General features: G+C 66.9%; 24 protein-coding genes. 13 read left to right on the plus strand and 11 right to left on the minus strand.

The window, feature by feature from the left end; all coding sequences use genetic code 11:
* Positions 1–718 (plus strand): MBL fold metallo-hydrolase (locus tag NBV68_RS05655; RefSeq protein WP_296307924.1); only part of this gene is annotated, 718 nt, incomplete at its 5' end.
* A gap of 100 nt (positions 719–818) precedes the next feature.
* Here the strand turns inward: NBV68_RS05655 and NBV68_RS05660 are convergent.
* The 6 genes from NBV68_RS05660 to NBV68_RS05685 all read right to left on the minus strand — a co-directional run bounded on the left by NBV68_RS05660 (position 819) and on the right by NBV68_RS05685 (position 6,458).
* Positions 819–1,283 carry a nuclear transport factor 2 family protein gene (locus tag NBV68_RS05660; protein WP_296307925.1) on the minus strand — a complete coding sequence of 155 codons (465 nt, stop codon included), beginning with the start codon at positions 1,281–1,283 and terminating at the stop codon, positions 819–821.
* Between the two features lie 124 nt (positions 1,284–1,407).
* Positions 1,408–1,998: a pyridoxamine 5'-phosphate oxidase family protein gene (locus tag NBV68_RS05665; protein WP_296307927.1), complete on the minus strand. Its 591-nt coding sequence runs from the start codon at positions 1,996–1,998 to the stop codon at positions 1,408–1,410.
* Positions 1,995–2,627, minus strand: coding sequence for a DJ-1/PfpI family protein (locus NBV68_RS05670; protein WP_296307928.1), 633 nt, complete (start codon positions 2,625–2,627; stop codon positions 1,995–1,997). The genes NBV68_RS05665 and NBV68_RS05670 overlap by 4 nt, the downstream gene beginning before the upstream one ends.
* A 40-nt stretch (positions 2,628–2,667) precedes the next feature.
* The gene (locus NBV68_RS05675) at positions 2,668–3,687 is read right to left on the minus strand and encodes an NAD(P)-dependent alcohol dehydrogenase (protein ID WP_296307929.1); all 1,020 of its coding nucleotides are present in this window, start codon (positions 3,685–3,687) and stop codon (positions 2,668–2,670) included.
* Positions 3,688–3,713: 26 nt separating this feature from the next.
* Positions 3,714–5,783 (minus strand): pyridoxamine 5'-phosphate oxidase family protein, encoded by a 2,070-nt coding sequence (locus tag NBV68_RS05680; protein WP_296307930.1) that lies wholly within the window; start codon positions 5,781–5,783, stop codon positions 3,714–3,716.
* Positions 5,784–5,846: 63 nt separating this feature from the next.
* Positions 5,847–6,458 carry a glutathione S-transferase gene (locus NBV68_RS05685; protein WP_296307931.1) on the minus strand — a complete coding sequence of 204 codons (612 nt, stop codon included), beginning with the start codon at positions 6,456–6,458 and terminating at the stop codon, positions 5,847–5,849.
* A gap of 181 nt (positions 6,459–6,639) precedes the next feature.
* On the opposite strand from NBV68_RS05685, the gene NBV68_RS05690 reads away from it, so the two are divergent.
* From NBV68_RS05690 to NBV68_RS05710, 5 genes are all read left to right on the plus strand, one after another.
* The gene (locus tag NBV68_RS05690; protein WP_366067650.1) at positions 6,640–7,518 is read left to right on the plus strand and encodes a LysR family transcriptional regulator; all 879 of its coding nucleotides are present in this window, start codon (positions 6,640–6,642) and stop codon (positions 7,516–7,518) included.
* A gap of 113 nt (positions 7,519–7,631) precedes the next feature.
* Positions 7,632–7,958 carry a hypothetical protein gene (locus NBV68_RS05695; RefSeq protein WP_296307932.1) on the plus strand — a complete coding sequence of 109 codons (327 nt, stop codon included), beginning with the start codon at positions 7,632–7,634 and terminating at the stop codon, positions 7,956–7,958.
* Positions 7,955–8,089, plus strand: a complete 135-nt coding sequence (locus NBV68_RS05700; RefSeq protein WP_296307933.1) for a hypothetical protein — start codon at positions 7,955–7,957, stop codon at positions 8,087–8,089. The genes NBV68_RS05695 and NBV68_RS05700 overlap by 4 nt, the downstream gene beginning before the upstream one ends.
* A gap of 293 nt (positions 8,090–8,382) precedes the next feature.
* On the plus strand, positions 8,383–9,339 hold the full coding sequence (locus NBV68_RS05705; RefSeq protein ID WP_296307935.1) for a fatty acid desaturase: 957 nt from the start codon (positions 8,383–8,385) through the stop codon (positions 9,337–9,339).
* A gap of 56 nt (positions 9,340–9,395) precedes the next feature.
* On the plus strand, positions 9,396–11,246 hold the full coding sequence (locus NBV68_RS05710) for an ABC-F family ATP-binding cassette domain-containing protein (RefSeq protein ID WP_296307936.1): 1,851 nt from the start codon (positions 9,396–9,398) through the stop codon (positions 11,244–11,246).
* Between the two features lie 17 nt (positions 11,247–11,263).
* On the opposite strand, the gene NBV68_RS05715 is transcribed toward NBV68_RS05710, so the two are convergent.
* Positions 11,264–12,091 (minus strand): hypothetical protein, encoded by an 828-nt coding sequence (locus NBV68_RS05715; protein ID WP_296307937.1) that lies wholly within the window; start codon positions 12,089–12,091, stop codon positions 11,264–11,266.
* A gap of 414 nt (positions 12,092–12,505) precedes the next feature.
* On the opposite strand from NBV68_RS05715, the gene NBV68_RS05720 reads away from it, so the two are divergent.
* From NBV68_RS05720 to NBV68_RS05740, 5 genes are all read left to right on the plus strand, one after another.
* Positions 12,506–13,558, plus strand: a complete 1,053-nt coding sequence (locus NBV68_RS05720) for a BLUF domain-containing protein (RefSeq protein WP_296307938.1) — start codon at positions 12,506–12,508, stop codon at positions 13,556–13,558.
* Between the two features lie 130 nt (positions 13,559–13,688).
* Entirely contained in the window at positions 13,689–13,940 is a 252-nt protein-coding gene (locus NBV68_RS05725) for a hypothetical protein (RefSeq protein WP_296307939.1), read from the plus strand.
* Between the two features lie 53 nt (positions 13,941–13,993).
* Positions 13,994–14,200 (plus strand): hypothetical protein, encoded by a 207-nt coding sequence (locus NBV68_RS05730; protein WP_296307940.1) that lies wholly within the window; start codon positions 13,994–13,996, stop codon positions 14,198–14,200.
* 59 nt (positions 14,201–14,259) lie between these two features.
* Positions 14,260–14,601: a DUF6481 family protein gene (locus NBV68_RS05735; RefSeq protein ID WP_296307941.1), complete on the plus strand. Its 342-nt coding sequence runs from the start codon at positions 14,260–14,262 to the stop codon at positions 14,599–14,601.
* An 85-nt stretch (positions 14,602–14,686) separates the two neighbouring features.
* Positions 14,687–16,198 carry an altronate dehydratase family protein gene (locus tag NBV68_RS05740; RefSeq protein WP_296307942.1) on the plus strand — a complete coding sequence of 504 codons (1,512 nt, stop codon included), beginning with the start codon at positions 14,687–14,689 and terminating at the stop codon, positions 16,196–16,198.
* Here the strand turns inward: NBV68_RS05740 and NBV68_RS05745 are convergent.
* The 4 genes from NBV68_RS05745 to NBV68_RS05760 all read right to left on the minus strand — a co-directional run bounded on the left by NBV68_RS05745 (position 16,195) and on the right by NBV68_RS05760 (position 22,950).
* On the minus strand, positions 16,195–17,475 hold the full coding sequence (locus NBV68_RS05745) for an MFS transporter (RefSeq protein WP_296307944.1): 1,281 nt from the start codon (positions 17,473–17,475) through the stop codon (positions 16,195–16,197). The two genes, NBV68_RS05740 and NBV68_RS05745, sit on opposite strands and share 4 nt — an antisense overlap.
* Positions 17,476–17,509: 34 nt before the next feature.
* Complete coding sequence (locus tag NBV68_RS05750; RefSeq protein WP_296307946.1) at positions 17,510–19,099, minus strand: family 43 glycosylhydrolase; 1,590 nt, start codon at positions 19,097–19,099, stop codon at positions 17,510–17,512.
* Entirely contained in the window at positions 19,096–20,082 is a 987-nt protein-coding gene (locus tag NBV68_RS05755; protein WP_296307949.1) for an alpha/beta hydrolase, read from the minus strand. The genes NBV68_RS05750 and NBV68_RS05755 overlap by 4 nt, the downstream gene beginning before the upstream one ends.
* A gap of 75 nt (positions 20,083–20,157) precedes the next feature.
* Positions 20,158–22,950 carry a TonB-dependent receptor gene (locus NBV68_RS05760; RefSeq protein WP_366067657.1) on the minus strand — a complete coding sequence of 931 codons (2,793 nt, stop codon included), beginning with the start codon at positions 22,948–22,950 and terminating at the stop codon, positions 20,158–20,160.
* Between the two features lie 207 nt (positions 22,951–23,157).
* On the opposite strand from NBV68_RS05760, the gene NBV68_RS05765 reads away from it, so the two are divergent.
* Together NBV68_RS05765 and NBV68_RS05770 are read left to right on the plus strand one after the other, a co-directional pair.
* Positions 23,158–24,468, plus strand: a complete 1,311-nt coding sequence (locus NBV68_RS05765; protein WP_296307953.1) for a pectate lyase — start codon at positions 23,158–23,160, stop codon at positions 24,466–24,468.
* 62 nt (positions 24,469–24,530) lie between these two features.
* On the plus strand, positions 24,531–24,849 hold a 319-nt coding region (locus NBV68_RS05770), incomplete at its 3' end, for a cupin domain-containing protein (RefSeq protein ID WP_296307954.1).

The raw sequence follows: 24,849 nt of genomic DNA on the forward strand, positions 1-24,849 counted from the left end.
CGGCATCGGCCCGCTGATGCTGTACCACTGGACCCGCGGCGCAAGCACCGCCCCGCTGCCGGTTTACGGCCCTGAAGGCGTCGCGCAGGTCGTGGCGGGTTTCAATGCGGCCTATGCGCTCGATCACACCTACCGGATTGCGCATCACGGCGAGACGGTCGTGCCAAGCAGCGGCGGAGGGGCCGAGGCGCGGCCCTTTGCCATCGCAGGCAATTCCGCCGTCATCCTGCAAGGCGGCGGGCTTACGGTGACGGCATTCAAGGTCGATCACGATCCGATCAAGCCCGCGGTCGGCTATCGCTTCGACTACAAGGGCCGCAGCCTGTGCATCAGCGGCGATGCCGCCAAATCGGCCAACCTGATCGCCGCCTGCAAGGGGGCAGACCTGATCGTCCATGATGCCTTGCAGCCGCGGATGCTCGAGGACATCGAGGCAGCCTTCGCGGCGCAAGGCAATGCCAACGCCGCCAAGATCTTTCACGACATCCAGGATTATCACGCCACACCCGAACAGGCGGCGGAAAGCGCGCAGGCAGCGGGTGCGCGGATGCTGGTGCTCTCGCACCTAGTTCCGCCGCTGCCTTACGCCTATCTCTACCCCGCCTTTCTCGGCGATGCGCCCGAGCGGTTCGACGGCGGGATCGTGGTGGGCGAGGACGGGATGCTGTTCTCGCTGCCGCCGCAAACCAAGGCGATCGATCGCCGCAAGCTCCTGTAACGTCCACTGGCGCGGCGCGGGCCGGGTGTTGTCGAGGAGACGGAAATCGCGCTCCTGAAACTGGCGCGCGCCGCGGCGTCCAGTTCCATCGGCAGGGCGGCTAAAGCCCGAGGTCCGACAGGCCGGGGTGATCGTCGGGCCGGCGGCCGAGCGGCCAGCGGAAGTTGCGTTCCCTCTCGAGGATCGGATGTTCGTTGATGCTGGCATAGCGGCGCTGCATCAGCCCGTCTGCGGCGAATTCCCAGTTCTCGTTGCCATAGGCGCGGAACCAGTTTCCGCTGTCGTCGTGATATTCATAGGCGTAGCGCACCGCGATTCGGTTGCCGTCGTGCGCCCACAACTCCTTGATCAGGCGGTAATCGAGCTCCTTGGCCCACTTGCGTTCCAGAAACGCCTGCGCCTCGGCGCGCCCGCGCGGGAACTCGGCGCGGTTCCGCCATTGCGTGTCTTCGGTATAGGCGAGCGCGACTCTTGCCGCATCGCGGCTGTTCCAGCCATCTTCGGCAAGGCGCACCTTCTCGCGCGCGGTTTCATCGGTGAAGGGGGGGAGCGGGGGGCGGGTCATGGGATTCTCCTCTGGCTGGGCGAAAGGGGACCGGACGGGGCATTCAGGGGGGAGGGGGGATCCGATAACAACAGCAATTTAGGCGGCGCGGCGCGGGGCGAGAACCGCGGAAGGGCGGAAGGAATCATTTCGCGCCGCGCAATGCTGCGAGCTCGGCTTCGAGCATTGCTATCTTCTCGTCGCGCTCTTCCAGCGCTGCGCGCACGTCATCGGCATGAAACATCTGCGGGATGTGCTGCGGGCAGTTGGAATCCCAGGCTTCGACCTCGAACAGGATCACCTGCTCCGCACGCGCGCGGTAGCCTTCGGGCATCAGGCGCTGCTCGAGCGCGGCGTCGCCCTCCACCACCCGCGCGGTGCCCCACAGCTTGATCCGCTGGCGGCGCGCGTAATCCATCAGGAAGATGTAGGCCTTGGGGTTCTCGGCCAAGTTGCCGGTGGTGATGAACTGCCGGTTGCCCTTGAAATCGGCAAAGGCGAGCGTGCGGTCGCCGACCACGTGCAGGAACCCCGGCGGGCCGCCGCGGTGCTGGATATAGGGCTGGCCCGCAGCGCTCGCGGTGGCGAGATAGAAGCTGCGCACACCGGCGATGAAAGGCGCAAGATCGTCCAGCGACCGGCCCATCTCCATGCCCACGTAGACCGCGCGCGATCCCTTGCGTTCTTGCGCGGCCTTGACGGCGGGGGTGAAGGCGATGTCGACGGGGCGCGTCATGCGACGGGAACCTGCGGCGCGATCTGCCAGGTCGCATCGGGGCGCGGCACCCGCATCAGCGCACGGATCCGGTCGACAACCGCATTCGAGGTCAGATCGCGCAGCAGGGCAAAGGCCACCTCGATCCCCGTGCCCGGCCCGGTCGAGGTGATCAGCCGGCCATCGATGACGATCGCCTCGTCGATTAACCGCGCGCCGTATCCTTCAAGCTGCGCCTTCCGCTGGCCGCCGACCTGATGATAGGTGGTCGCCCGCCGACCGTGCAAAACCTCCGCCGCGCCCAGCGCCAGCGAGGCCACGCAGACCGATGCGACCATCGTCCCGCGCGCTTCGAAATGGCGGATCACGTCGAGGAACGGCTCGGACAGGGCGTCCTCGTAGAAGCCTGCCCCGGCAAAGCCGCCGGGCACCGCCAGCGCATCGAAGCTGTCGAGGTCGAGATCGCTGACCAGCGCATCGGGCATGACCGAGAACCCGAAGGTGGCGCGAAGGCAGGGACGCAATCCTGCCGAGACCAGCTCGATCGGTTCGTCCCCGTCGATATTCGCCCAGCCCAAAACATCGGTGAACCCGGCCGCCTCGAGGGGTTCAAAGCCCTCGGCGAGCAGTAAGAGGACGCGTTTTGGCATGGCCATATTCCCTTGAAGATAGTCGCTGGGTCCGGAGGGTTCAGCGATCGAAGGAGATCGCAATTTTGCCGAAGTGTCCGGCGGCGCGCAGCCGCTCGTAGGCCAGCGGCGCTTCGTCGAAGGCGAACACCTCATCGACAATCGGCTGAATCGCGCGCTCGGCCATGAAGGCATTCAACCGCTCGTAGTGCTCGACCGAGCCGACGCAGATGCCGTTGATGCTGGCGTTCTTGAATTGCAGCGGGGTGAGATTGGGCTGCGCGCCGAAGCCGGACAGCACCCCGATCTGGGCGATCCGCCCGCCGGGGGCGATGGCGGCAATCGAGCGGTTATAGGTATCCGGCCCGCCGAGTTCGAGGATGTGATCGACGCCATGCCCATCGGTCAGCGCCATCACGGCCTGATCCCAATCGGGCTGGGTCTTGTAGTTGATCACCTTCCAGGCACCGAGGGCCATGGCACGTTCGAGCTTGGCATCGGACGAGGAGGTGACGATCACCCGCGCGCCATTCGCGGTGGCAAGCTGCAAGCCGAACAGCGCGACACCGCCGGTGCCTTGCACCAGCACGGTCTCACCGGCCTGCAATTGGCCGCGTTCGAACAGCGCGTGCCATGCGGTCACACCGGCGCAGGGCAAGGTGGCCGCTTCGACGAAGCTCAGGTGATCGGGAATGGCGACCGCCGCCGTCTGATCGATCACGACATATTCGCTCAGCACGCCGTCGGTCTGGCCGCCGCCCAGCGCGTTCGACAGGTGCACGGGCGAAAAGGCGCCGCCCCGCCATGCGGGAAAGAAATTCGGGCTGACTCGGTCGCCGATTGTCCACTTGGTGACCTCGGAGCCGATAGCGGCGACCACGCCGGCCGCGTCGGAAAGCGGGATCAGGCCGTCGCGCGTCCCATCGGCATCGCCCATGGTCAGCAAATCGCGGTAGTTGAGGCTGGCCGCCCGGACCTTGATCAGGATCTGGGTGGGCGCCAGCTGCGAGACCGGCTTTGTCGCTTGCGTGAGGGTCAGCGACGAATCCTGTTTGGTGAGGGCATAATTGCGCGAAAGCATGAAGTTTTCCGTTCAGGTTGGGGGGGTTACAAATCGAGGATCAAGCGGTCGCCGCCGCCTGCTTCCGCAGCAGCAGGGACTGCGCAGCAGATCAGCGCATGGCCGGCATCGACCTCGGCCGAGGGGCGCGCTGCATAGGTCACCCTACCCTCGAGCACCTTGACCGCGCAGGTCCCGCAAGAGCCGCTGCGGCAGCTGTATTCGGGCGTCAGCCCGCGCGCTTCGGCGAGTTCGAGGAGGCTCCCCGCCGCCGCATCCCAGCGCGCTTCCTTGCCTGACTTGGCGAAGGCCACGGGCACCGGCTTGTCGGAAACGGGCGGCAAGGCGGCGGCGCCCTCCGGTTCGCGGCGCTTGAGCGAGGCCGGGCCGAAAGCCTCGGCGTGGATCCGCGCGTCGGGCAAGCCGATGTCGCTCAATTGGTCGTAGAGCCCCTGCATGAAGGGCGGCGGGCCGCACATGTAGAAATCATAGGCGTCGAACGGCAGGGTCTGGCGGAACAGATCGACGCCGATGCGTCCCTCGGCATCGAAATCGACGCCGGGCGATGCGCCCTCGGTCACGTTGAGCAGCCGGATCACCCGCACCGCGCCGCCTGCCTGTGCCGCCAGTTCGGCGATCTCGTGATCGAAAGCCCGTTCGGCCAGCGAGCGCGCGGCGATGAACAGGAAGGTCGGCCGGATGCGGCGCTTGCGCAGCCCTTCGAAGACGATGCTGCGCAGCATCGCCAGCATCGGTGTGATCCCGACCCCGGCGGCGAGCAGCACGGCGGGGCGCGCTTCGAGCGGGTCGATGACAAACCCGCCCGCGGGCGCACGCGCCTCGATCACGTCGCCGACAGCAAGATCATCGTGCAAGTGGTTCGACACCAGCCCCTGCCGCTTGACGCCGAGGCGGTAGAATCCGTCGGAGGGCGCGGTCGAGAGCGTGTAGGTGCGCAGCACCGGCTCGGCGGCGGGATCGGGGCGCACGCGGATCGGCAGATGCTGGCCCGCCTCGTGCACGGCGATGCCCTTGCCGTCGGCCGGCTCGAGATGGAACGAGCGGATGACGCTGCTTTCCTCGACGACCCGCGCGATCCGGAACGGGCGCCAGCTGTTGCGCAGCGCTTCTGCCGCGATCCTGTCGGCGGCCTGCTGCCAGTCACCGGTCATCAGATTGTTGGGCGATATACCGTCTGCCCCCATGGCGAAGCGCAGCGGCAAGGCGGCGGGGCGCAGCACCACCTTGCGCGGGCGGAACACCCACAGCCGCTCGGCACCTTGGAAGGCCGCGATTTCGTCGGATTCGAGCACCACCTCGGCATCGCCGGTCAGATGCAGCAGGTCGCCGGTTTCGAAGTCGGGGAAGACCAGCCCCGCCTTGGGGTTCAACATGAAATTGCCGAAGGTGTTGAAATGGAGGTTTCCGGCAAAGTCGGGAATGGTCAGCGAGCCGTCGGCGTTGATCCGCACGAAGCCCGGCTTGCCGCCGCGGTGCGAGGCATCGACGTGTCGGCCCGCTGCGTCGTCGACATAGGACGCGACGAAGAAGGTGTCGGCGGCAGCGATCATCGCGCGCACGTGGGGATCGTCCATTGCCAGCATCTGCGCGGGCGCGGCTGCGGCAAGATCATCGGGCTCGCGCACGAAGCTGAAGTCGCGCAGCTGGATATATTGCGGGCAGTTGCCAAAAGCGTGTTCGACCGCGACCGTGAAGCCCTGATCGGTCATCCCGCGCAGCGTGCCGTTCATCCGGTTGCGCCGCCGTGTGTGGAGCTCGATGCCGAGCAGGCCGACCGCCGCGCCATCCGCGAGCGCGGCCGTGGCCGGGTCCTGCGGATCGGGACGCGCGGCAAAGGCGAGGTGCTTGGGGTCAGGGCTGGTCATGAAGCCGGGGCGACCGCTCAGCAGCGTCACCCACGCGTCGCCCGAGGCATCGACCGCGCCGAGCACGATGAAGGGCAGCTGGCGATAGAAGTCGCGGTGCTGGTCCGGCATGTGGTCGCGGATCACCCGGCGACCGAATGCCGCCATCCGCTCCGCCACGCCGACGGTCTTTTGCAGCGCCACTTCGCCTTCGTGGAAGGGTGACGGGGCGTCGGTCAGGGGTTGGGTCATCGGTCGTCTCCTCGCGTCTCCAGGGCTCCGGGGCCGCCCTGCGGCAGCCCCGGATGAAACCGGCTAGGCGTTGAGGCCGACCGCCGTCTTGCCGAATTCAACGAAGCCGGGGAGCGCCTCGATCCGGGCCAACCAATTGTTGACATTGGAATAATCTGACAGGTCGACATTGCCCTCCGGCGCGCGCGCGATGTAGCTGTAGAGCGCGATGTCGGCGATGGTCGGGTGGTCGGCGGCGATCCAGTCGCGGCCTTCGAGTTCGGCCTCGATCAGCGCCAGAACGGCGTGGGCGCGGGCGATCACCTCATCGGGGTTGAAGCCCGCCTTGAAGATCGTGACGAGGCGTGCGGCAGCCGGGCCGAAGGCGATCTGCCCGGCCGCGACCGACAGCCAGCGCTGCACCGCGGCGGCGCCAGCGGGGTCCTCGGGCAGCCAGTCGGTGCGGCTGAATTTCTTGGCGGCATAGACCATGATCGCATTGGAATCGGCGATGGTGGCGTCGCCGTCTTCCAGAATCGGCACCTGACCGAAGCGGTTCTTGGCAAGATATTCGGGCGATTTGTGTTCGCCCTTGGCAAGATCGACCGCGACGATTTCGGCGTCGGCACCGATCAGCGACAGGAACAGCCGGGCGCGGTGGGCGTGGCCAGAGATGGGGTGGACATACAACTTCATGATCGCATCCTTTGGCATGAGCAGGTGGCAGGCGGGCCATCCGGCGAGCCACCAGATGCGCGCTGGCCGACGCGACCGGAACCTTCGACAGATGCAAGTCACCATTCCGCTGAACGCAGTTATCGCGTAAATGCGGCGCGATTTCACCACGGGGGCGGGAATGATGGCGCGGTTTCATGCAATGCACGTGTTTGTGAAGGTGGCCGAAACCAGCGGCTTTGCCGAAGCGGCGCGGCAGTTGAACATGAGCCCGCCGGCGGTCACCCGGGCGGTGGCCTCGCTGGAGGATCACATCGGCGCAAGGCTGTTCACCCGCACCACCCGCACGGTGAAGCTGACCGAAGCGGGCACGCGCTATTTCGACGATTGCCGCCGGATCCTCGCCGATGTGGCCGAGGCCGAAGCGGCGGCGGCGGGCTCCTATGCCAAGCCGACCGGCGTTCTCACGGTTACCGCATCAGCGCTGTTCGGGCAGGATTACATCACACCGATCCTCGGCGAATATTGCGACCAGAATCCCGAGGTGAATGTCCGCGCGCTGTTCGTCGACCGGATCACCAACATGGTGGACGAAGGCATCGATGTCGGCATCCGCATCGGCGACCTGCCGGATTCGAGCTTCAGCGCGATCCGCGTGGGCGCAGTGCGCCGTGTGGTGTGCGGCGCGCCAGCCTATTTCGAGCGGCACGGTGTGCCAACCCACCCTGCCGACCTCGCGAAGCACAAGATCATCGTCAGCACGACCTCGTGGGCCTCGCTCGACTGGCGCTTCGGCGGGCCGAACAAGCCGGTGGTGCGCATTGCGCCGCGGCTTTCGTTCAGCACCTATGGTGCTGTGCTCAAGGCGACGATGCTCGGCTGGGGCCTGTCGCGGCCGCTGTCCTACCAGATCGGACAGGCGCTGATCGATGGCGACTTGCAGACGATCCTTTCCGAGTTCGAGGACGAGCCCCTGCCCGTCCATGTCGTCCACCCCGAGGGCCGCCGGGCATCGGCCAAGGTGCGCGCCTTTGTCGATCTGGCGGTGGACAGGCTGCGGGCGAACCGGTCGATCAACTGATTTATTCCGTTTATCGGAACAAAATCTTGCGCATTGACCCAATTATCACTGTGCCATGAGCAGCCTATCTCCAGCTCACCCCGCTTCCCGGGGGCCGTTGGAGAACGACCGTCATGCCTCACCTGCTCCACGCCCGCGTCACCGCGCAGCTGAAGCTGGCGCTGCTGGGTGATTGCGGCTGCGAGAAGACGGTCCGCAGGCTCGAGCGCGAGGCGCGGCTGTGCGGCCTGACCGGTGCCGAGATCGACGCCGCGCGCGATGGGCGCAGCTTCGAGGCGCGGACGGCGGCAGTGGTCGCCTATGCCTGCGCGCTCAAGACGGGCGAAGCCGCGCTGGTCGACGAGGCGGGCGCGCGCGCCGCGCGGATCGGCGTCGCCGCGAGCGAATTGGCGGCCGCCGCACGGCAGGCGAAGCGGATCCTCGCGTCGGGCAAGCGATGAGCCGGCTCCTCGCCCGACTGTTCGGATGGGGCTCGCCCGCGGCCGCAGAGGGCGCGGATGCGCTCGGCGAAATCCTGCGCTGTCCGGGTGAGGCCGATATCGCCCCCGAAATTCTGCTGCGCATTCTGTGACCACCCCGGACAACGACACATCCGATGATCGAGCGGTTCACCGCCAACATCGTGGCGCCGTGTGGCCATCAGGCAGACCGCCAGCGCAAGCGGCGGCGCGCCTCGGGCGATGACAACAATCTGTGACCCGGCACGAGAAAGCTTGCACTTTGCGCCAAAGCTTGGATGTTGGCGCAACTGCAAACCGGAAATACATTGCCTTGAACATCCAATTGATGACTGACCGGCCGCTTGCCGGCGCACCGGCTGCCATGCCCCACCCTCGGCAGCTCGCATCCCAGCTGAAGCCATTCATGAAAGTGCATGCCGGACGGAGCGTCTGGGAGCTCGCCATCACGCTTGTGCCGTTTTTCGGGGTGCTTGTGGCGACGCTCTGGGCGATCAGCGCCGGCTATCTCGTCGCTGCGGTGCTGGTACCGGTCGCGGGGCTGCTGTTGCTGCGAATCTTCATCATCCAGCATGATTGCGGCCACGGCGCCTTCCTGCACAAACGCGCCAGCAATGACCGGCTCGGCCGGGCGCTCGGCGTGCTGACCTTCACCCCCTATGATTGCTGGCGGCGCTCGCACACGCTGCATCATGCGAGCACCGGCAATCTGGACTCGCGCGGGTCGGGCGATGTCGACATGCTGACGGTCCGCGAATTCCGGTCTTTGAGCTGGCTCGGGCGCCAGCTCTATCGCGCCTATCGCCACCCGGTGGTGATGCTCGGCGTGGGCCCTGCCTACCTGTTCCTGCTGCGCCACCGCCTGCCGATCGGGCTGATGAAGGAAGGCGCGCAATACTGGGTCAGCGCGCTCGCCACCAACCTTGCGACCGCCGGTTTCCTGGCGGCCCTGATGGCGGCCTTCGGGATTGGTACCACCCTGCTGGTGGTCATCCCGACCGTGCTGGTCGCAGCGACGACGGGCGTGTGGCTGTTCTACGTGCAGCACCAGTTCGAGCAGGCCCACTGGGACCGGCGCGAGGAATGGGAGTTCCATGAGGCGGCGCTGAAGGGCAGCTCGCACCTCGATCTGCCGCAGCCGCTGCGCTGGTTCACCGGCAATATCGGGATGCACCATGTGCACCACCTCGCCAGCCGCATCCCCTTTTATCGCCTGCCGAGCGTGCTCAAGGCCTTTCCGCAGCTGCGCGAGGTCAACCGACTGACCGTGCCGCAGACCTTCCGGCCGCTCGTCCTTGCGCTGTGGGACGAGGACCAGCGTCGGCTCGTCACCTTCCGTGAGGCCGCCCGCATCCGGTCGTAAACGACGGACGGGGATTTCCTTTGGGCGCACCGGGATTGCCTGTTACAGGCGCGCCCATGCTGACCATCGACAACCTCACCGTGCGGCTTGGCGGCCGGGCCATCCTCGAACGCGCCAGCGCAACCGTGCCGGTGGGCGCGCGCGTTGGCCTGATCGGGCGCAACGGGGCGGGCAAGTCGACGCTGATGAAGGCGCTGATCGGCGAGATCGAGCCCGATGACGGCGAAATCTCCAAGCCCTCGCGCGCGCGGATCGGCTATATCGCGCAGGAAGCGCCTCATGGCAGCATGACCCCCGAAGCGGTCGTGCTCGCCTCGGCCACCGAGCGCGCCGCGCTGCTGGCGGAGCTCGAAACCTGCACCGACATGGACCGCATGGGCGATGTCCACGAACGCCTGCTGGCGATCGACGCCTATTCCGCCCCGGCGCGCGCGGCCAAGATTCTCAATGGCCTCGGCTTCGACGAAGAGATGCAGCAGCGCCCGGTCGACAGCTTCTCGGGCGGCTGGAAGATGCGCATCGCGCTGGGCGCCCTGCTGTTTTCCGAGCCAGACATCCTGCTGCTCGACGAGCCGAGCAACCACCTCGATCTCGAAGCGACGCTGTGGCTGGAGAACTTCCTCAAGTCCTACCCCGCCACGCTGGTGGTGATCAGCCATGAACGCGAACTGCTCAACAAGGTGGTCGATCACATCCTGCACCTGCAAGGCGGGCAGTTGACGCTCTATCCGGGCGGCTATGACGCCTTCGAAAAGCAGCGCGCCGAACGCGCCGCGCAGCTGGCGGCGGCCAAGGCCTCGCAGGAGGCGCAGGCCGCACGCTTGCGCGATTACGTCGCGCGCAACTCCGCGCGCGCCTCGACCGCCAAGCAGGCGCAGTCGCGCGCCAAGATGCTCGCCAAGATGCAGCCCATCGCCGCGCTGATGGAAGACCCCTCGCTGAGCTTCGATTTCCCCGATCCGGCCGAGATGAAATCGCCGATGATCACGCTTGAACACGCCGCGGTCGGCTATGGCGCAGCGCCGCCGATCCTCAAGCGGCTGAACTTCCGGATCGAGGCGGATGATCGCATCGCGCTGCTGGGCCGCAACGGCAATGGCAAGACCACGCTCGCCCGCCTGCTGGCCGCACAGCTTTCGCCTGCAGAAGGCGAGGTCAACGCGCCGGGCAAGCTCAAGGTCGGCTATTTTACCCAGTATCAGGTCGAGGAGCTGGCGGGCGAGGACACCCCGCTCGACCTCATGGCCCGCGCGATGGAGGGGCAGTCCCCGGCGGCAGTGCGCGCCCAGCTCGGACGGTTCGGCTTTTCCGGCCCGCGTGCGAACCAGCGGGTCGAGAAGCTCTCGGGCGGCGAGCGCGCGCGTCTCGCGCTGGCGCTGATCACCCGCGACGCGCCGCATCTGCTGATCCTCGACGAGCCGACCAACCACCTTGATGTCGATGCGCGCGAGGCGCTGATTCAGGCGCTCAACAACTATTCGGGCGCGGTGATCCTGATCAGCCACGATCGCCACATGGTTGAGCTGACCTCTGACCGGCTGGTGCTGGTCGATGGCGGGACGGCGCGCGAATATGACGGCAGCATGGATGATTACATCGACTTCATCCTCGGGCGAAAACCGAAGGGGGGCGGCACTGCGGTCGTCAAGCCCAGCGCGCCCAAGGCCATGGCCGAGACACGCTATGCCCAGTCACAACTGGACAAGGCCGAAAAGGCGCTGGCACGCGCCTCGGCCGAGGTCGAACGGCTCGACGCGCAGATCCTCGCGGCGAGCAGCGGCGGGCAGGGGGGCGCGAAGTTGCAAGACCTGCTGACAGCGCGCGCCAAAGCTGCCGATGCGCTGGCCGCTGCGGAAGAGACGTGGCTGACTGCGGGCGACTTGCTGGAGGAGTTGGAGCAGGCCTAGACCCGCCCCTCATCGGGTCAGGGCGCCGCCGCGCTCCGTTCGATCTCCCGATCCCATTCGAACAGCCGCCCGTCGATGCGGGCTGAGGGAAGGAATTTCACGGTTCCGGTCTCGGAGTAATTCCCGCCCGCATCGTCCTGCGAGCCCGCCGCAAGCAGGTAGCCGCGCCAGGGCCCGTTGCCGGAATAATAGCACTCGTTCCATAAGATGAATGCTTCGGAAAGCTCAAAGCAGGTCTGCAAGACTCCGGTCGCTTCGTCGCGCGCCCGCGTCATGCGCGAGGGCGATTTCCTGACGAGCCGGCTTTGCTGGTTTCCCAAGAGCTCGGCGTCATCGATCTTAACCAGCCAACTGGGGACCGGATAAGTCTCGTCTTCCACGATCTTTTCGGTCGAAAGGTCGGTAACATCCCCGCCCTTTTCTTCGATGAAGGTGGCGCTGCCGTTGAACCAGACAATCCGGACGATCCGGCTCACTTCCTGCGCGACGCCCTGACAGGTGCTGTCGACCTCATAGACCCATCTGCGCGACAGATAGAGCGCCTGATCGCCCGAGCGATAGAACCAGTATTCGCCCGTGGTCCGCTCGGGGTAACCTTGAGGAATTCCGCGCGCAGGGATGAAGGTGACCGGGGCGGGGCACGTCTCGGGTGAGGTGACGGACACCGTGCCGTCTTCCCCGACGATGCTGTCATCCGCGACATAGCCGTGGACGACCAGCCCCTTGACCGGCGGTGGCGGGGCATAGTCGGCGTCGTAGGAGTAATCGTCGTCGCTCTCCATCCGCCACTCGGGCGGCAGGGACTCGACCTTATCGGGCGCAGCCAGGGCGGCGGGGGTGGCCATCAGGGCGCATGCGGCGCCCAGCGCCTGCCGGCATCGCGCAAGGCCTGATCGTGAACGGAACGCTGTGCCAGCCGAGCTCATTTTCAAGCGCCTCCCGAAGCTTGCCCTTAGCCGGTCGATGCGGGTGGTGGCCAGACCTTCCGGCCTTCGTCTCGAAGCCGCAGCGTCGGCTTGACCGGGCGCGCGACCATTCCTGCTTGACGATGCAGGCCTGGAGGAGGATGCTACACCTCTGTTACGGCCAGCTTGCACCATGCAGAGTCGGCGTGCAGCGGACAGTTCGGCGCAGGGCCTCAAGGCCTGCCGAGCGGGTAGATTTAGGGCGGATGGGGATCGTCTGCCGGACTGCTTGGTGCGTGGCATAGCTGCGTCTCGATCTTCCGCAAATCCTCGTCCCTCGGGTGGGAGAGGGATATGCTGGTTCAGGAAGCGCAGGAGCCGCAAGGCGTGGACGAGTGGGTCGCCTGCCTGACCTACAAGAGCACCGCGACCGCTACGCCGCGCGCGAGCGACATCGATTCTCTGGCCGGTCGGGCGCGTGCCCGCAACCGCAGCCTCAATGTAACCGGCATGCTGTTGTTCGAGGACGGCTGCTTCCTCCAGACCCTCGAGGGCCCGCCGCGGGCCGTCGCCCAGCTGTGGTCCTCGATCCAGCGTGATGAGCGCCACGAGCATATCGAGGTGCTCAGCGAACACATGGCCGCAAGCCGGCTGTTTTCGGAATGGGACCTGCTGCTCGAAGGCCGCTTCGGCGATCTCCCCGAAGAGCGCGCGAGGGCGGCAAACACCCCTCCCGCCGTGGCCGAGCATGTGGCGCGTCTGGTCGAACTGGCGCTCAATGCCGATGATCTGGCGCTCAATCGGGTGATGGCAGGCTTTGCCGACGAGGGCTGGACAAGCGATGCGATCCTGTCGCTGCTGATCGAACCGGCGGCCCGTGCGCTCGGGGATGCGTGGCTTGACGATCAATGCACCGAGCTCGATCTCACCATCGGCCTCAGCATGTTGCAGCTCGCCGGGCACGCGGTGCGCTACATCCCCACCGCGCAGTCGATCCGCAACAGCCGCTACCGCGTGTTGCTGGCGACCGCGCCGGGCGAGAAGCATATGCTTGGCACCACGCTGCTCGCCGACCAGTTCCTCGCCGGTGGATGGCAGGTCGACCTGGCCTTCCCCGAAAGCGAGGAGGCGCTCACCAACCAGATGAACGCGCAGCACCCCGATGCGGTGGATATCGGCCTGTCGGACGCCATGCCCCGCCAGCACGCTCTCGAACGGCTGCGCAGCACGATCGAGCACAGCCGCCTGATCCTCGCCGAGCATCCGACGGTGGTCTCGGTCGGCGGCCGACTGTTTGCCGAAGCTGCCGCGACTGCCTCGTCGGTTGGGGCCGATCATGCCCGCAAGGGCCTCGCCGGAACCAGCGTGCGCCTTGCCGAGCTGGTGCGTCAGAGCCGCAAGGGGTGAAGCGGAGAGCCGAATTAACTTGAAATTTTAGAATAATGGTGTAATTAAACATTGCTTCACGTCGCTTGCGACGGAATTTGATCGGCGCCCTTCCGGCGTTCTTGCGCCCGGCGATTGTGCCCGGGCAGCCATGAAACCGCCACCTGCGGCCACATTTTCCTTTTCACGCAGCATGGCCTCGCAGCGGGATTGGCCCGGCTGCGCAATCATCTTATTTGCGAAAGACTTCATGAACTTCATTACGACCGGCGCAATTTTCGACCGCGCCAAGGCGATCCGCGCCACATTGCCTCAAGCCCGCCGCCACGATGGGCCGCAACAACCCTATGCCTTCCTGACCGCCCGCGATTTGCGCGGCATGGTCGCGGCGATGGTCGATTGACGCAGCCCCAGCACGAACCAGCGGGACATCGTCCCCGACAAGGGAGTCCGGACATGGACATCAACCACGAATATGCCGCGCACCAATCGGCACTGATGCAGGCGAGCACCGCCGAATCGGCCGATCACCGCCAGCACCAGCTCGCCAAGGCCTCGCGCATCGCCGGCCGGATCAGCGCGTTCCAGCATGAACTGGGCGCTGCGGCCGCCTGCGCGTGGAACGCGGCGCACCTCGCCGCTGCCGTCCCGAGCGCCAGGTAAACCAACTGACTGTCAAACCCGCGCTGCGCCCCGCGCGCAGCCCGGCAGGAGAATGCACGATGAATGGATATAATGCCCCCAGTTTTCAGGACCGGGCCGCGGCCTCGATGCAGGCCAAGCAGAAAGCGCTGGCGGCCCTGAAGGCTGCGCCCCGGCCGGACGAAGCCGAACTTGCCGAGCGCGCGGCTCGCAGCGCCGAGCGCGAGGCACGCGCCGCCGCCAAGGCGGCAGCAGCGCGTCAGGCGCGCGAAGAAAAGCAGCAGCTGGCTGACGAGCAGAAGGCTGCGGCCAAGGCTGCGGCCGAGGCCGAAAAGCTCAAGGCCGAGCAGCCCAAGAAGACCGAAGCCGAGCTGAAGGCGGCGCGCGATGCGCGTTATGCTGCGCGCAAAAGCCGCAAGTAACCGCCTATAACCTCTCTAATGCCCGGCAAGCCGCACACCCGAGGTCGCGGCTTGCGGGGCGCGGCGCGTTCTGGTAACCGGTGTCATGAGCGCCGCTCGCATCACCGACCCCGCCAGCCCCCGTGCGATCAGCTGCCATCCCGCCGACGGCGTGGGCATAGCGCTCGCCGACCTTGCGGCCGGGGAGACAATCCGGCTGGGCGAGGCCCGCGTGGGCCTGCGCCAATCCATCCCCAAGGGACACAAGTTCGCGCTTCGGCCCCATGCGTTGGGTGAGGCGGTGCGCCGCTATGGCGAAGCGATCGGCCGTGCCACCGCGCCCATTGCGCCCGGCGAGCATGTCCACACCCACAACCTTGTCACGGCACTCGCCGGCGAGCGGCGTTATTCCGACAGCGGAGCGCGGGGCACCGGCCCCGCAGCGGCATCGCTGGGAACATGGCGCGGCTACCCCTGCGCCGACGGACGCTTTGCCACCCGCAACGAGATCTGGCTGCTGCCGACCGTCGGCTGCGTCGCGCCGCTCGCCGAGATGGCCGCGCGCGAGGCGAGCCTGCGCCATGCCGGGCGGATCGACGCCATTGCCGGCTTCGGCCACCCGCATGGCTGCTCGCAGCTCGGCGACGATCTTGCCGGCACCCGTGCGGCGCTGGCGGCGCTGTGCGACAATCCCAATGCGGGCGGGGTGGTGCTGATCGGGCTGGGATGCGAGAGCAATCAGCTGGATGCCCTTATCGCCTGCGTGCCCGAGCGCAGCCGCGCCAAGCTGCGCGTGCTGCGCGCGCAGGATGCGGGCGACGAGCTCGCCGAGGTGATGGCGCTGGTCGATGATCTGGTCGACGAACTCGCTGCCCGCCAGCGCCGTGAGGCCCCCGCAGCGGCGCTCACGGTGGGCCTCAAATGCGGGGGATCGGACGCATTCTCCGGCCTCACCGCCAATCCGCTGCTGGGGCGCTTTTCCGAGCGGCTGGCGGCCAGCGGCGGGCAGGTGATCCTGACCGAGATCCCGGAGATCTTCGGCGCCGAGGATGCCCTCCTTGTCCGCGCCGCCTCGCACGAGGTCTTCGAAGCGGCGGGCGCGCTGATCAACCGCTTCAAGCGGCACTACCTCGACCTTGGCTTGCCGGTCTCGGAAAACCCCTCGCCGGGCAACATCGCCGGAGGAATCACCACGCTCGAGGAGAAGTCGCTGGGCGCGGTGCAGAAGGCGGGCGCGGTGCCGCTTGCCGATGTGATCTTCTATGGCGAGACCGTCAGCCGCCCCGGCCTGACCCTGCTCGAGGCGCCCGGCAATGACGCGGTCTCCTCGACCGCGCTGGCGGCGGCAGGCGCGGGGCTGATCCTGTTCACCACCGGACGCGGCACGCCGCTCGGCTTCCCCGTGCCGACGGTGAAGGTGGCCTCGAACAGCGCTCTGGCCGAGGCCAAGCCGGGGTGGATCGATTTCGACGCGGGCGTGGCGGCAGGCGGCGATGCGGACGCGGTGCTTGACGCCTTCAGCGACCGCCTGCTCGCCATCGCCAGCGGCGAGCCCACCGCCGCCGAGCGCAGCGGCCAGCGCGTGATCGCGCTGTGGAAGCGGGGCGTGACGCTCTAGACTTCCTCGACCCGTGCCAGCGTCGGGGCAAGCAGGTGGATCATGCCGACCGCAAGGAAGTAGACCACCGTGCAGGCCGCGAAGATCACCGTGTAATTGCCCCCGGTCGCATCGAGGATCGCGCCCACGCTCGCGGCCATGATCATGCCTCCCACGCCGCCGGCAAAACCGCCGAGGCCGATCACCGATCCGACCGCGCGCTTGGGGAACATGTCCGGCGGGAGCGACAGCAGGTTCGAGGAGAACGACTGGTGCCCCGCCAGCGCCAGCCCGATCAGCACGACGGCAAACCACATGTTGTCGAGGCTCGTCACGGCCAGCAGCGGCAGCACGCAGGCGCCCGAGGCGAGCATCGTCACCTTGCGCGCAAAGCTGCAGGAATAGCCGCGCTGGAGCAGGCGCGAGGACAGCCAGCCCCCGGCGATGCTGCCGACATCGGAAAGCAGATACATCACGATCATCGGCAGCAGCACCAGCTTCAGATCGACCCCGAAGGTGCTGTCGAAATATTTGGGGAGCCAGAACAGCATCAGGAACCACACCGGATCGGTCAGGAACTTGGCGCTGGCATAGGCCCAGGTCGAACGGTGGCGCGCGATCCGGCTCCAGCCGAGCTGGGCGACGGTTTCGGGCGGGTCGTGCTCGATCCAGGCAAGCTCGGCCGCGCTCACCCGCCCGCTCTCGCGCGGGTTGCTGTAGAGCCACCACCACAGGGCAAGAAGGCCGACGCCGAACAGGCCGGTGACGATGAAGGTCTCGCGCCAGCCGAGGCCGAGCACACCCATGAACAGCGCCAGCGTGGGCGCGGTGAGGATCACGCCGACCGTGGTCGCAGAGTTGACCCAGCCGATCGCATAGGCGCGTTCCTTCTGCGGAAACCACTCGCTGCTCGATCGCACCACGGCGGGGAAGTGCCCCGCCTCGCCCACGCCGAGCACCATGCGCGCGGCCATGAAGCCGGTCACCGCGCTGGCAAAACCGTGCGCGACATGGCCCAGCGTCCATACGGAGATGGCGATGGCATAGCCGATCTTGGGTCCGAGCCGGTCGATCAGCCCGCCCATCACCAGAAAGCCGCTGGCATAGGCGGCCTGGAAGGCGAGCACGATGTTGCCGTAGTCGCTCTCGTTCCAGCCCAGCTCGCGGCCCAGATCGGGCGCGAGCAGGCCGAGCATGGTGCGGTCGATGTAATTGACCGTGGTGGCGATGAACAACAGCGCGATGATCGACCAGCGATAGCGCCCGGTCTTGGCCGGAACGGCTTGGTCCTGTGTCATGCTCGCGTCTCCCATCGCGTGGTCCTGTGTCTAGTCACAAAGCGTTGAAGCGGAAGTCGCGAAACCGCGCTTCGCCCGGTCCGCTGGCGTAGAGGCCCGGACGCAGGCTGAGAAAGCCGCCCCGGACATTGTGGTGGTAGCCCGACACTTCCATCCCGCGGTCGAACCGCGTCCATGTCCGCCCGCCATCGCCGCTGGTGTCGAAGGTGACGATGTGCTCGCGGTTGGTGACGCGCAGGCGCATCCGGCGGCCATGGGGGTTGGCCGGGCGGCCGCGCTCAATGCCGTATTGGTGGGTGACGAAGCGGCGCGCGTCGAAGCCGAGGCCGCAATAGAGCTTGTCGTCATAGAACAGCACCAGCCCGGCGCGGCCTTCGGGGGCGCATTCGATGTCGCATTCGAAGCTGTAGGCCCGCTCGCCCACGGTCAGCAGCAGCGGCGAGCCCGAGGACGGCGCCTCGCCCTTGCCCGCGAGGTGCAGCGCGCCCTCGGCAAGCCGGATGCGGGCGGTTTCGTCGGGTGCGGGGCGGAAGAAAGTCCACTTGCTGCCCAGCTTCAGCGGGCCACTGAAATCGTCGGACAGCGCCATGCCGTGGGCCACCGCCGCGCCGCCCTTGGGCTTGGGAAGCGGTTGCGACAGATCGCCCCCGGTCATGTGGAACCACCCGTCGGGGGTGAATTCCACCGGATCGAGCAGGCATTGCCGCCCGAGCGTCCAGAAGCCGTTCTCGTAGCCGTGATAGAGCGACCACCACGATCCGTCGGGCGCATCGACCAGCGAGGCGTGGCCGCGCGACCACCAGGCCTCGGCCGCGCTCGCGCTGCGCACCAGCGGGTTGCCCGGGTGATGCTCCCACGGCCCATGGAGCGAGCGCGCGCGGGCGGCGATCACCATGTGCCCGGTCGGCGGCCCGGCGGTGCCGCCGACGGCGGTGAGCAGATAGAACCAATCGCCGATGCGGTGAATCTTGGGGCCCTCGGGCGAGAAGCCTTCGACCACCCAGTCGGCGGGGTAGCGCCACGGGTCGTAGACATGCTCGATGTCGCCTGCGAGAGCGAGGCCGTCATCGCTGAGGCGCACCCGGTCCCCGCCCGACAGGAACAGCCAGCAGCTCCCGTCCTCGGCCTGCGCAAAACAGGGGTCGATATGATCGGGCAAGCCGAGCGGCACGGGATCGCTCCAGGGCCCCTCGATATGCTCGGAATGGATCACGAAGATGTCGTTGGCGGGCCGGGCCTTTACGGGCACGTAGAGGAGGTAGCGGCCCTGATGCTTGTGCAGGCTCGGCGCCCAGACCGACCCGATATTGCGGGTGAGCGCGGGGCCGAGCGGCCGCCAGTTCACCAGATCGCGCGAATGCCAGATGGTGAGGCCGGGATAGGCGTCGAAACTGGAGAAGGTGAGGTAGTAGTCCGCGCCATCCTTGAGGATCGCGGGGTCGGGCCGGTCGCCCGCCAGCACCGGATTCAGGAAGGTACCATCGCCGCGATCGGCGATGCGCTGGTTCTCGGCGCCGCGGCGATGGGGTGCGCTCTGCGCCGCAGCGGCGGCGGTGCGCCACGGCTCGGGCAGCACGGCGAGCGCGCCCAGCCCGGCCATCACCTCGCGCCGTGCCGCTTTCATGCAAGGCCCATCGCGCGTGCCCAGGCGAGCCACGCCTCGGGCCAGACGGCGACCGGCTTGCCCGCTGCCCTGCTGATGCCGAAGCCGTGGCCGCCTGCGGCGTAGAGGTGGGTGTCGACTACGATGCCGCGCGCCTTCAGGCCCTCGCGCATCGCCAGCGCGTTGCCGACCGGCACGACATCGTCGTCCTCGGCGTGGAGCATAAAGCAAGGGGGCGCATCCGCCGGGACGTTGGCGTCCGGCGAATGCGCCAGTTCCAACGCGGGGGGAGGATCCGCGCCAAGCAGTCGCTCGCGCGAACCGGGGTGTGCCAGCCCTGCGCGCATGGAGATCACCAGATAGATCAGCGCCGCGCCGTCGGGGCGGGCTGAGGCCGCGTCGGCGGAGTCGAGTGGGGCATAGGCGGCAGCGGCAAAGCGCGTTGCCAGCGATGCAGCGACATGGCCGCCGGCGGAAAAGCCCATGACCGAGATGCGCTCAGGGTCGATCCCGTAGGCGGCATGGCCGCGGCGGATCAGGCGCAGCGCGCGCTGCGCATCGGCGAGCGCGACGCCGGGGCCCGCGGCCCAGCCCTGATGCGGAAGGCGGTAGAACAGGACGAAAGCCGTCACCCCGCGCGCGGCGAGCCAACGGCCCATCTCGAAGCCCTCCTTGTCGATCACCACATGACGGTAGCCGCCGCCGGGCGCGATCAGCACCGCCGCGCCATTCGGACTCGCGGGCCGGAACACCGCCATTCGCGGGGCGGCGATGGACTGCATGATCCGGTCAGGGCGGGCCGGATCGGCGGAGCGCTCCACAATCTGCTCGTCGGGCAGGACCGGCGGCGCACCGGCCGGGGTGCCGGGCCAGAGCGCGACCCACTGCGCAGGCTCGTTCAGGGCATGTCCGGCCGGGACAGGATCAGGCGCAGCCGGGCGGGCGAGGGCCGGGGCGGCAGCGGCACATCCCAGGCCCGCGATGGCAGTGCGACGATCGATCAACGGCCTATCCCGGCAAGCACAACAAGTAAGGGACGGCACGGGCGGGGCCATCCTGGCCGCGCCCGTGCACGCAGATCAATAGGCGAAACGCGCACCGACCAGAATCACGCGGCCGAAGTGGTTGTTCTCGTAATTGCGCCGGGCCGGATCATGGACCCAGCGTTCGCGATAGTTGTCGGTGAGGTTGGTCCCCTCCAGCGCCAGCTCGACCTTGTCGTTGATCCGGTAGCGCAACGTCGCATCGAGGTTCAAGCTGCTGCCGAAGCCTTCGAACAGGTTGCGGGTCCCGCTAACCCCATCGATGTAGTCGTCGCGGTAGGCAACCGAGGCGCGTGCCGAGAACTTGGCGTCCTCGTAATAGATCGTGGCGTTGGCCGACTTCTTCGCGAGATCGAACAGCGGGCGGGTGAAGATTTCGGGCGCGCCGCCGCTCGGGTTGCCGCTGCCGTTGAGCGCGGGAGCCGGGCCGGTGAGCGTGTATTCGACATCGCTTTCGATCAGCGTCACATTGCCCAGCACCCCGAAGCGGCTGAAGAAGCCTTCGGTGAACACGCTGAAGGGCAGGTTGAGCTGGAACTCGACGCCCTTCAGATTACCGCCTTCGCCATCGATATTGGTGCGGAATTCGATCGGCACATCGGGGTTCTGGCCACCGACGATGGCGGTGTGCAGCGGGGTCCCGGCGGTCAGCAGCGAGGTCGGCAGCTGGCTGTCGGCATAGGTGCCGTTGAAGCTGCTGGCGATCGGGAAGCTCTTGATGTCCTTGGCGAAGAAGGCGACCGATGCGATTGCGCCCGGGGCAAAATACCATTCCAAAGCCGCATCGAAGGCATCGGCCCGGAACGGCGAGAGGAAGGGGTTGCCCGAGGTGATGCGGAAATTGAACTGGTCGATATTGCCGCCCGGCGTGAGGTTCCCGAGGCCCGGGCGTGTGATCACCTTGCTCCACGCCCCGCGCAGCACAAGATCATCGGTGATGAAGGCGTTGAGGTTCACCGCCGGCAGCCAGTCGTCGTAATCGCGGGTCACACCGACTTCTGTCGAACCGATGAAGCCGGTCGAAAGCTGATCCGTCCGGACATAGCGCAGGCCCGCATTGCCGGTGACTTTCATGCCTGCCACATCGGTGTTCCAATCGACCTGCACATAGCCGCCGGTGACTTCCTCGGTCACGGTCCGGTCAGCGCCCAGATTGGGCGTGGCGGTGCGACCATAGAGGTTGATCGCCCCGGCCGCCGCTTCCAGGTTGGGGATCAGCCAGGACGAGGTGGTTCCGGCCGGCTGCCCAGCATTGCCGAGGTTGAAGATTTCGGAAATCTCCGGGGTCACCTGCAGGCCGATCTGCCCAGGTGCGCAGGCGAAAGCCGCGCAATAGGTGCTGTCGCGCTGCAACTGCACCGTATCGAAGGTGAACTTGCGATAGAGCCCGCCCGCCTCGAAGGTGATCCCGTCGAAGGCCTCCCACTGGATATTGCCCGAGATCGTCTCGTATTCATTGGTCACATTGTTCGGCCGGTCGCGGAATTCGGCCAGCTGGAACTGGGCCGGATTGCTGATCCCGTTCGCTCCGAAGGTGATCTGGGGCGAGAACATGTCGGTGTAGTCATAGGAGAAACCGTTGAAGTCACGGTCATCGAAGATGATGGTGGTTTCAATGGGGCTGTCGGCATCGGACTTGGACGCCCCGACAAGGACGGTAAAGTTGAGCCGCTCGGTGAGCTTCTGCTCCAGCCGCGCCGAGATCTGGTAGAACTCGGTATTGAGCTCGCGGCGGAAGTTTTCGGTGCGGACCCAGGCATTGTTGAAAGTGCCCGAGATCAGGTTGTTGTTCGCGTCGATGGTGTAATCGACCACATCGATCCCGCGCTCGTTCGACCGGAACAGGACTTCGCCCCACAATTCATTGCGGGTCTCGTCGAAGGTGGCGAACAGGCCGTCGATCGATAGCTTGGTGCTCTCGCTCGGCTGCCATTGGATCGCGCCGGTCAGGCCGAGGCGTTCACGCTCGTGCTCGATCAGGCCGTAGCGCGGAATGCGCGGGTGGAAGGCAAGGCCGACCTCGTTGCACGCGGGGCTCGGGACATAGGTGTTGCCATTGAAGCACGCGGTGCCCTTGACCGAACGGAACGCCCCTTGCGTCCAGCGCACGGTGTTGTTGCCGAGCTGCGGGGTCACATATTCGCTGTAGGCGGCCGAAACCGAGGCGCCGAAGGTGCCCTCCGGATTGACCCAGCCCAACAGGGCCGACGCCCGCGGACCGGCATCGTCGTTGAGATCATTGTAGCGCACCTGCGCCGAGGCAACGAAGGTGAGGCCGGTGTCGAGCGACAGCGGATTGCCGGTGTTGAGATCGATGACTGCGCCCAGCGAGCCTTCGTCCAGCCCGGCCTCGGCGGTCTTGTTGACCACGATCGAGTTGAACAATTCGGAAGCGAAGATGTTGAAGTCGAAGCCGCGGCCATTGTTGTCCGGCGAGGTGGCGATGGTTTCCATGCCGTTCACCCGGACGCGGGTGAACTGCCCGCCAAGGCCGCGAACAACCACGGTGCGCCCTTCGCCGGCATCGCGCTGGATTGCGATGCCCGGCACGCGCTGCAGCGATTCGGCAAGGTTGGTATCGGGAAACTTGGCGATATCTTCAGCGACGATGACATCGACCTGGTTGTTGGCATTGCGCTTGGTCTGGATCGCGGCCGACAGCGAATCCCTGAAGCCCTGCACAACGATGGTATCGCCCTCGCTGGTCACGTCGGAATCGGCTGCGTCTGCCTCGGCGTCCTGCGCAAAGGCGCCGGTGGGCATGAACAGCGCACTGCCGCCCAGCAGCAGGGCGGACTTGAAACGGAACATCCCGGTAATCTTTGACACGCAGCCTACTCCCTCTGTTTCACCGAGAGAGTGACACCGGTTTCCGCAACGGTCGACAAACGACCCGCTTCCTCCCAGACCTCTCCCGCCCCGATTTTGGTAACCGGTGTCATTGTGAGTTGCCATGGCTCGCCGTTTCTGTCAAGCAGCGCGTCGGATTGAGGGAGAGTGACGCAAATGCGCCGATTTTTCGCTGTTTTGGCCGCCATGTTGCTGGCTGCTGTGGTCTTGCCGCAACAGGCACTCGCTCACCCTCAGGACCCGACGCAGGGCGGGGCTGGCGGGCGGATCATCCGCGTCACCACGCTCGCTGCTGACGGACCGGGGAGCCTGCGCGCCGCGATCCGCGCCAAGGGCCCGCGCATCATCGTCTTCGAGGTCGGCGGGGTGATCGATCTGGGGCGCACCGGGCTCGACATCAACAATCCCTTTGTCACCATCGCAGGGCAAACCGCGCCTGCTCCGGGCATCACGATCATCAAGGGCGGGATCGACATCAAGACCACGGATGTGAAGATCCAGCACATCCGGGTGCTGACCGGCGCCGACGGGCAGGCGAAGATGAGCGGGTGGGAGGCCGACGCGCTGTCCACCGTCCGCGCGGCGCGGGTGGTGATCGAAAACTGCACCTTCCTGTGGGGCGTCGACGAGAACATGTCCGCCTCCGGCCCGCGCTTCACGGGCGAGACGGTCGCCGACTGGCGCGCGGGCACCAGCCGCGACATCGTCTTCCGCCTCAATCTGGCGGCCGAGGGGCTCGCCAACTCGAGCCACCCCAAGGGCGAGCACTCCAAGGGCTCGCTGATCCACGACAACGCCACCGGCATCGTCTTCGATCGCAACATCTGGGCGCATAATGTCGAGCGCAACCCGCTGGTGAAGGGCGGGGCGCAGGTGCTGATGGTCAACAACCTGATCTACAATCCGCAATGGCGCGCGGTGCATTACAACCTGATGGACCTCGAATGGGCCGGACGCGCGCCGGTGACGGGCGAGATCACCGCGGTCGGCAACGTGCTGCGCGGCGGCACCGATACCGATCCGGGCCTGCCCTTCCTGATGCTCGGCGGCGTCGGCGACCTTGCCTATTACGGGCGCGACAACTTTGCGGTCGACCGGCTGGGCAATCCGCTGCCGATGTTCGGCCGCTATGGCAAGACCCGGGCGCGGCTGATCGAGGCCGAGGCGCCGCTCGCCAGCCTTGCAGGCTACACGATCCTGCCTGCCGAGGAGGTCGAGACCACGCTGCTCGCCACCGCCGGGGCGCGTCCGTGGGACCGCGGGAGCGAGGAGCTCAGGGTGCTGTTCTTCATCGCCGAGGGGCGGGGCGAGGTGATCGACGACGAGAGCGAGGTCGGCGGCTATCCCAAGATCGAACCCACCGCCGCGCCTTTCGTGGACGCCGAGTGGGACCTTGCCACCATGACGCCGATGTCGGGGGTCTGGCCGGGCCAGAAGCCGGGAGCGCAGGAGCACCTTTCGCCGCGTGACCGCCAGATGCGCACGAGCGGCAAGTGATTCTCCCTGCACTCGCCGCGCTGTTGCTCGCGGGCGGAGAGGCGGAGCCGCCGGCGCGCCCGATGGTCGTGGTGCGCGGGGAGGATGTGCGCCGCGAGGAGCCCCCGCCCCACGGCGCGATCGGCACCAGCACCGCCTATCGCATCTCCGACGCCGTCCCGCCCCCGCGCGCCATGGAATTCCGCCGCCGCGTGCTGCACCCCGGCGCGGCCATCGGCGCGCACCCGATCGATCATGACGAAGTCTATTACGTCCTCTCGGGCCGCGGCGAGGTGGTCTCGGACGGGGTCACCGCGGTTCTCGAACCCGGCATGGCGGCCTATCTGTGGCGCGGCGCGGTGGTGGGCATCCGGCAGCTCGGCGACGAACCGCTCGATCTGA

Origin of the sequence: Erythrobacter sp. (genome assembly GCF_023653175.1) — a bacterium.
Taxonomy (GTDB): domain Bacteria; phylum Pseudomonadota; class Alphaproteobacteria; order Sphingomonadales; family Sphingomonadaceae; genus Erythrobacter.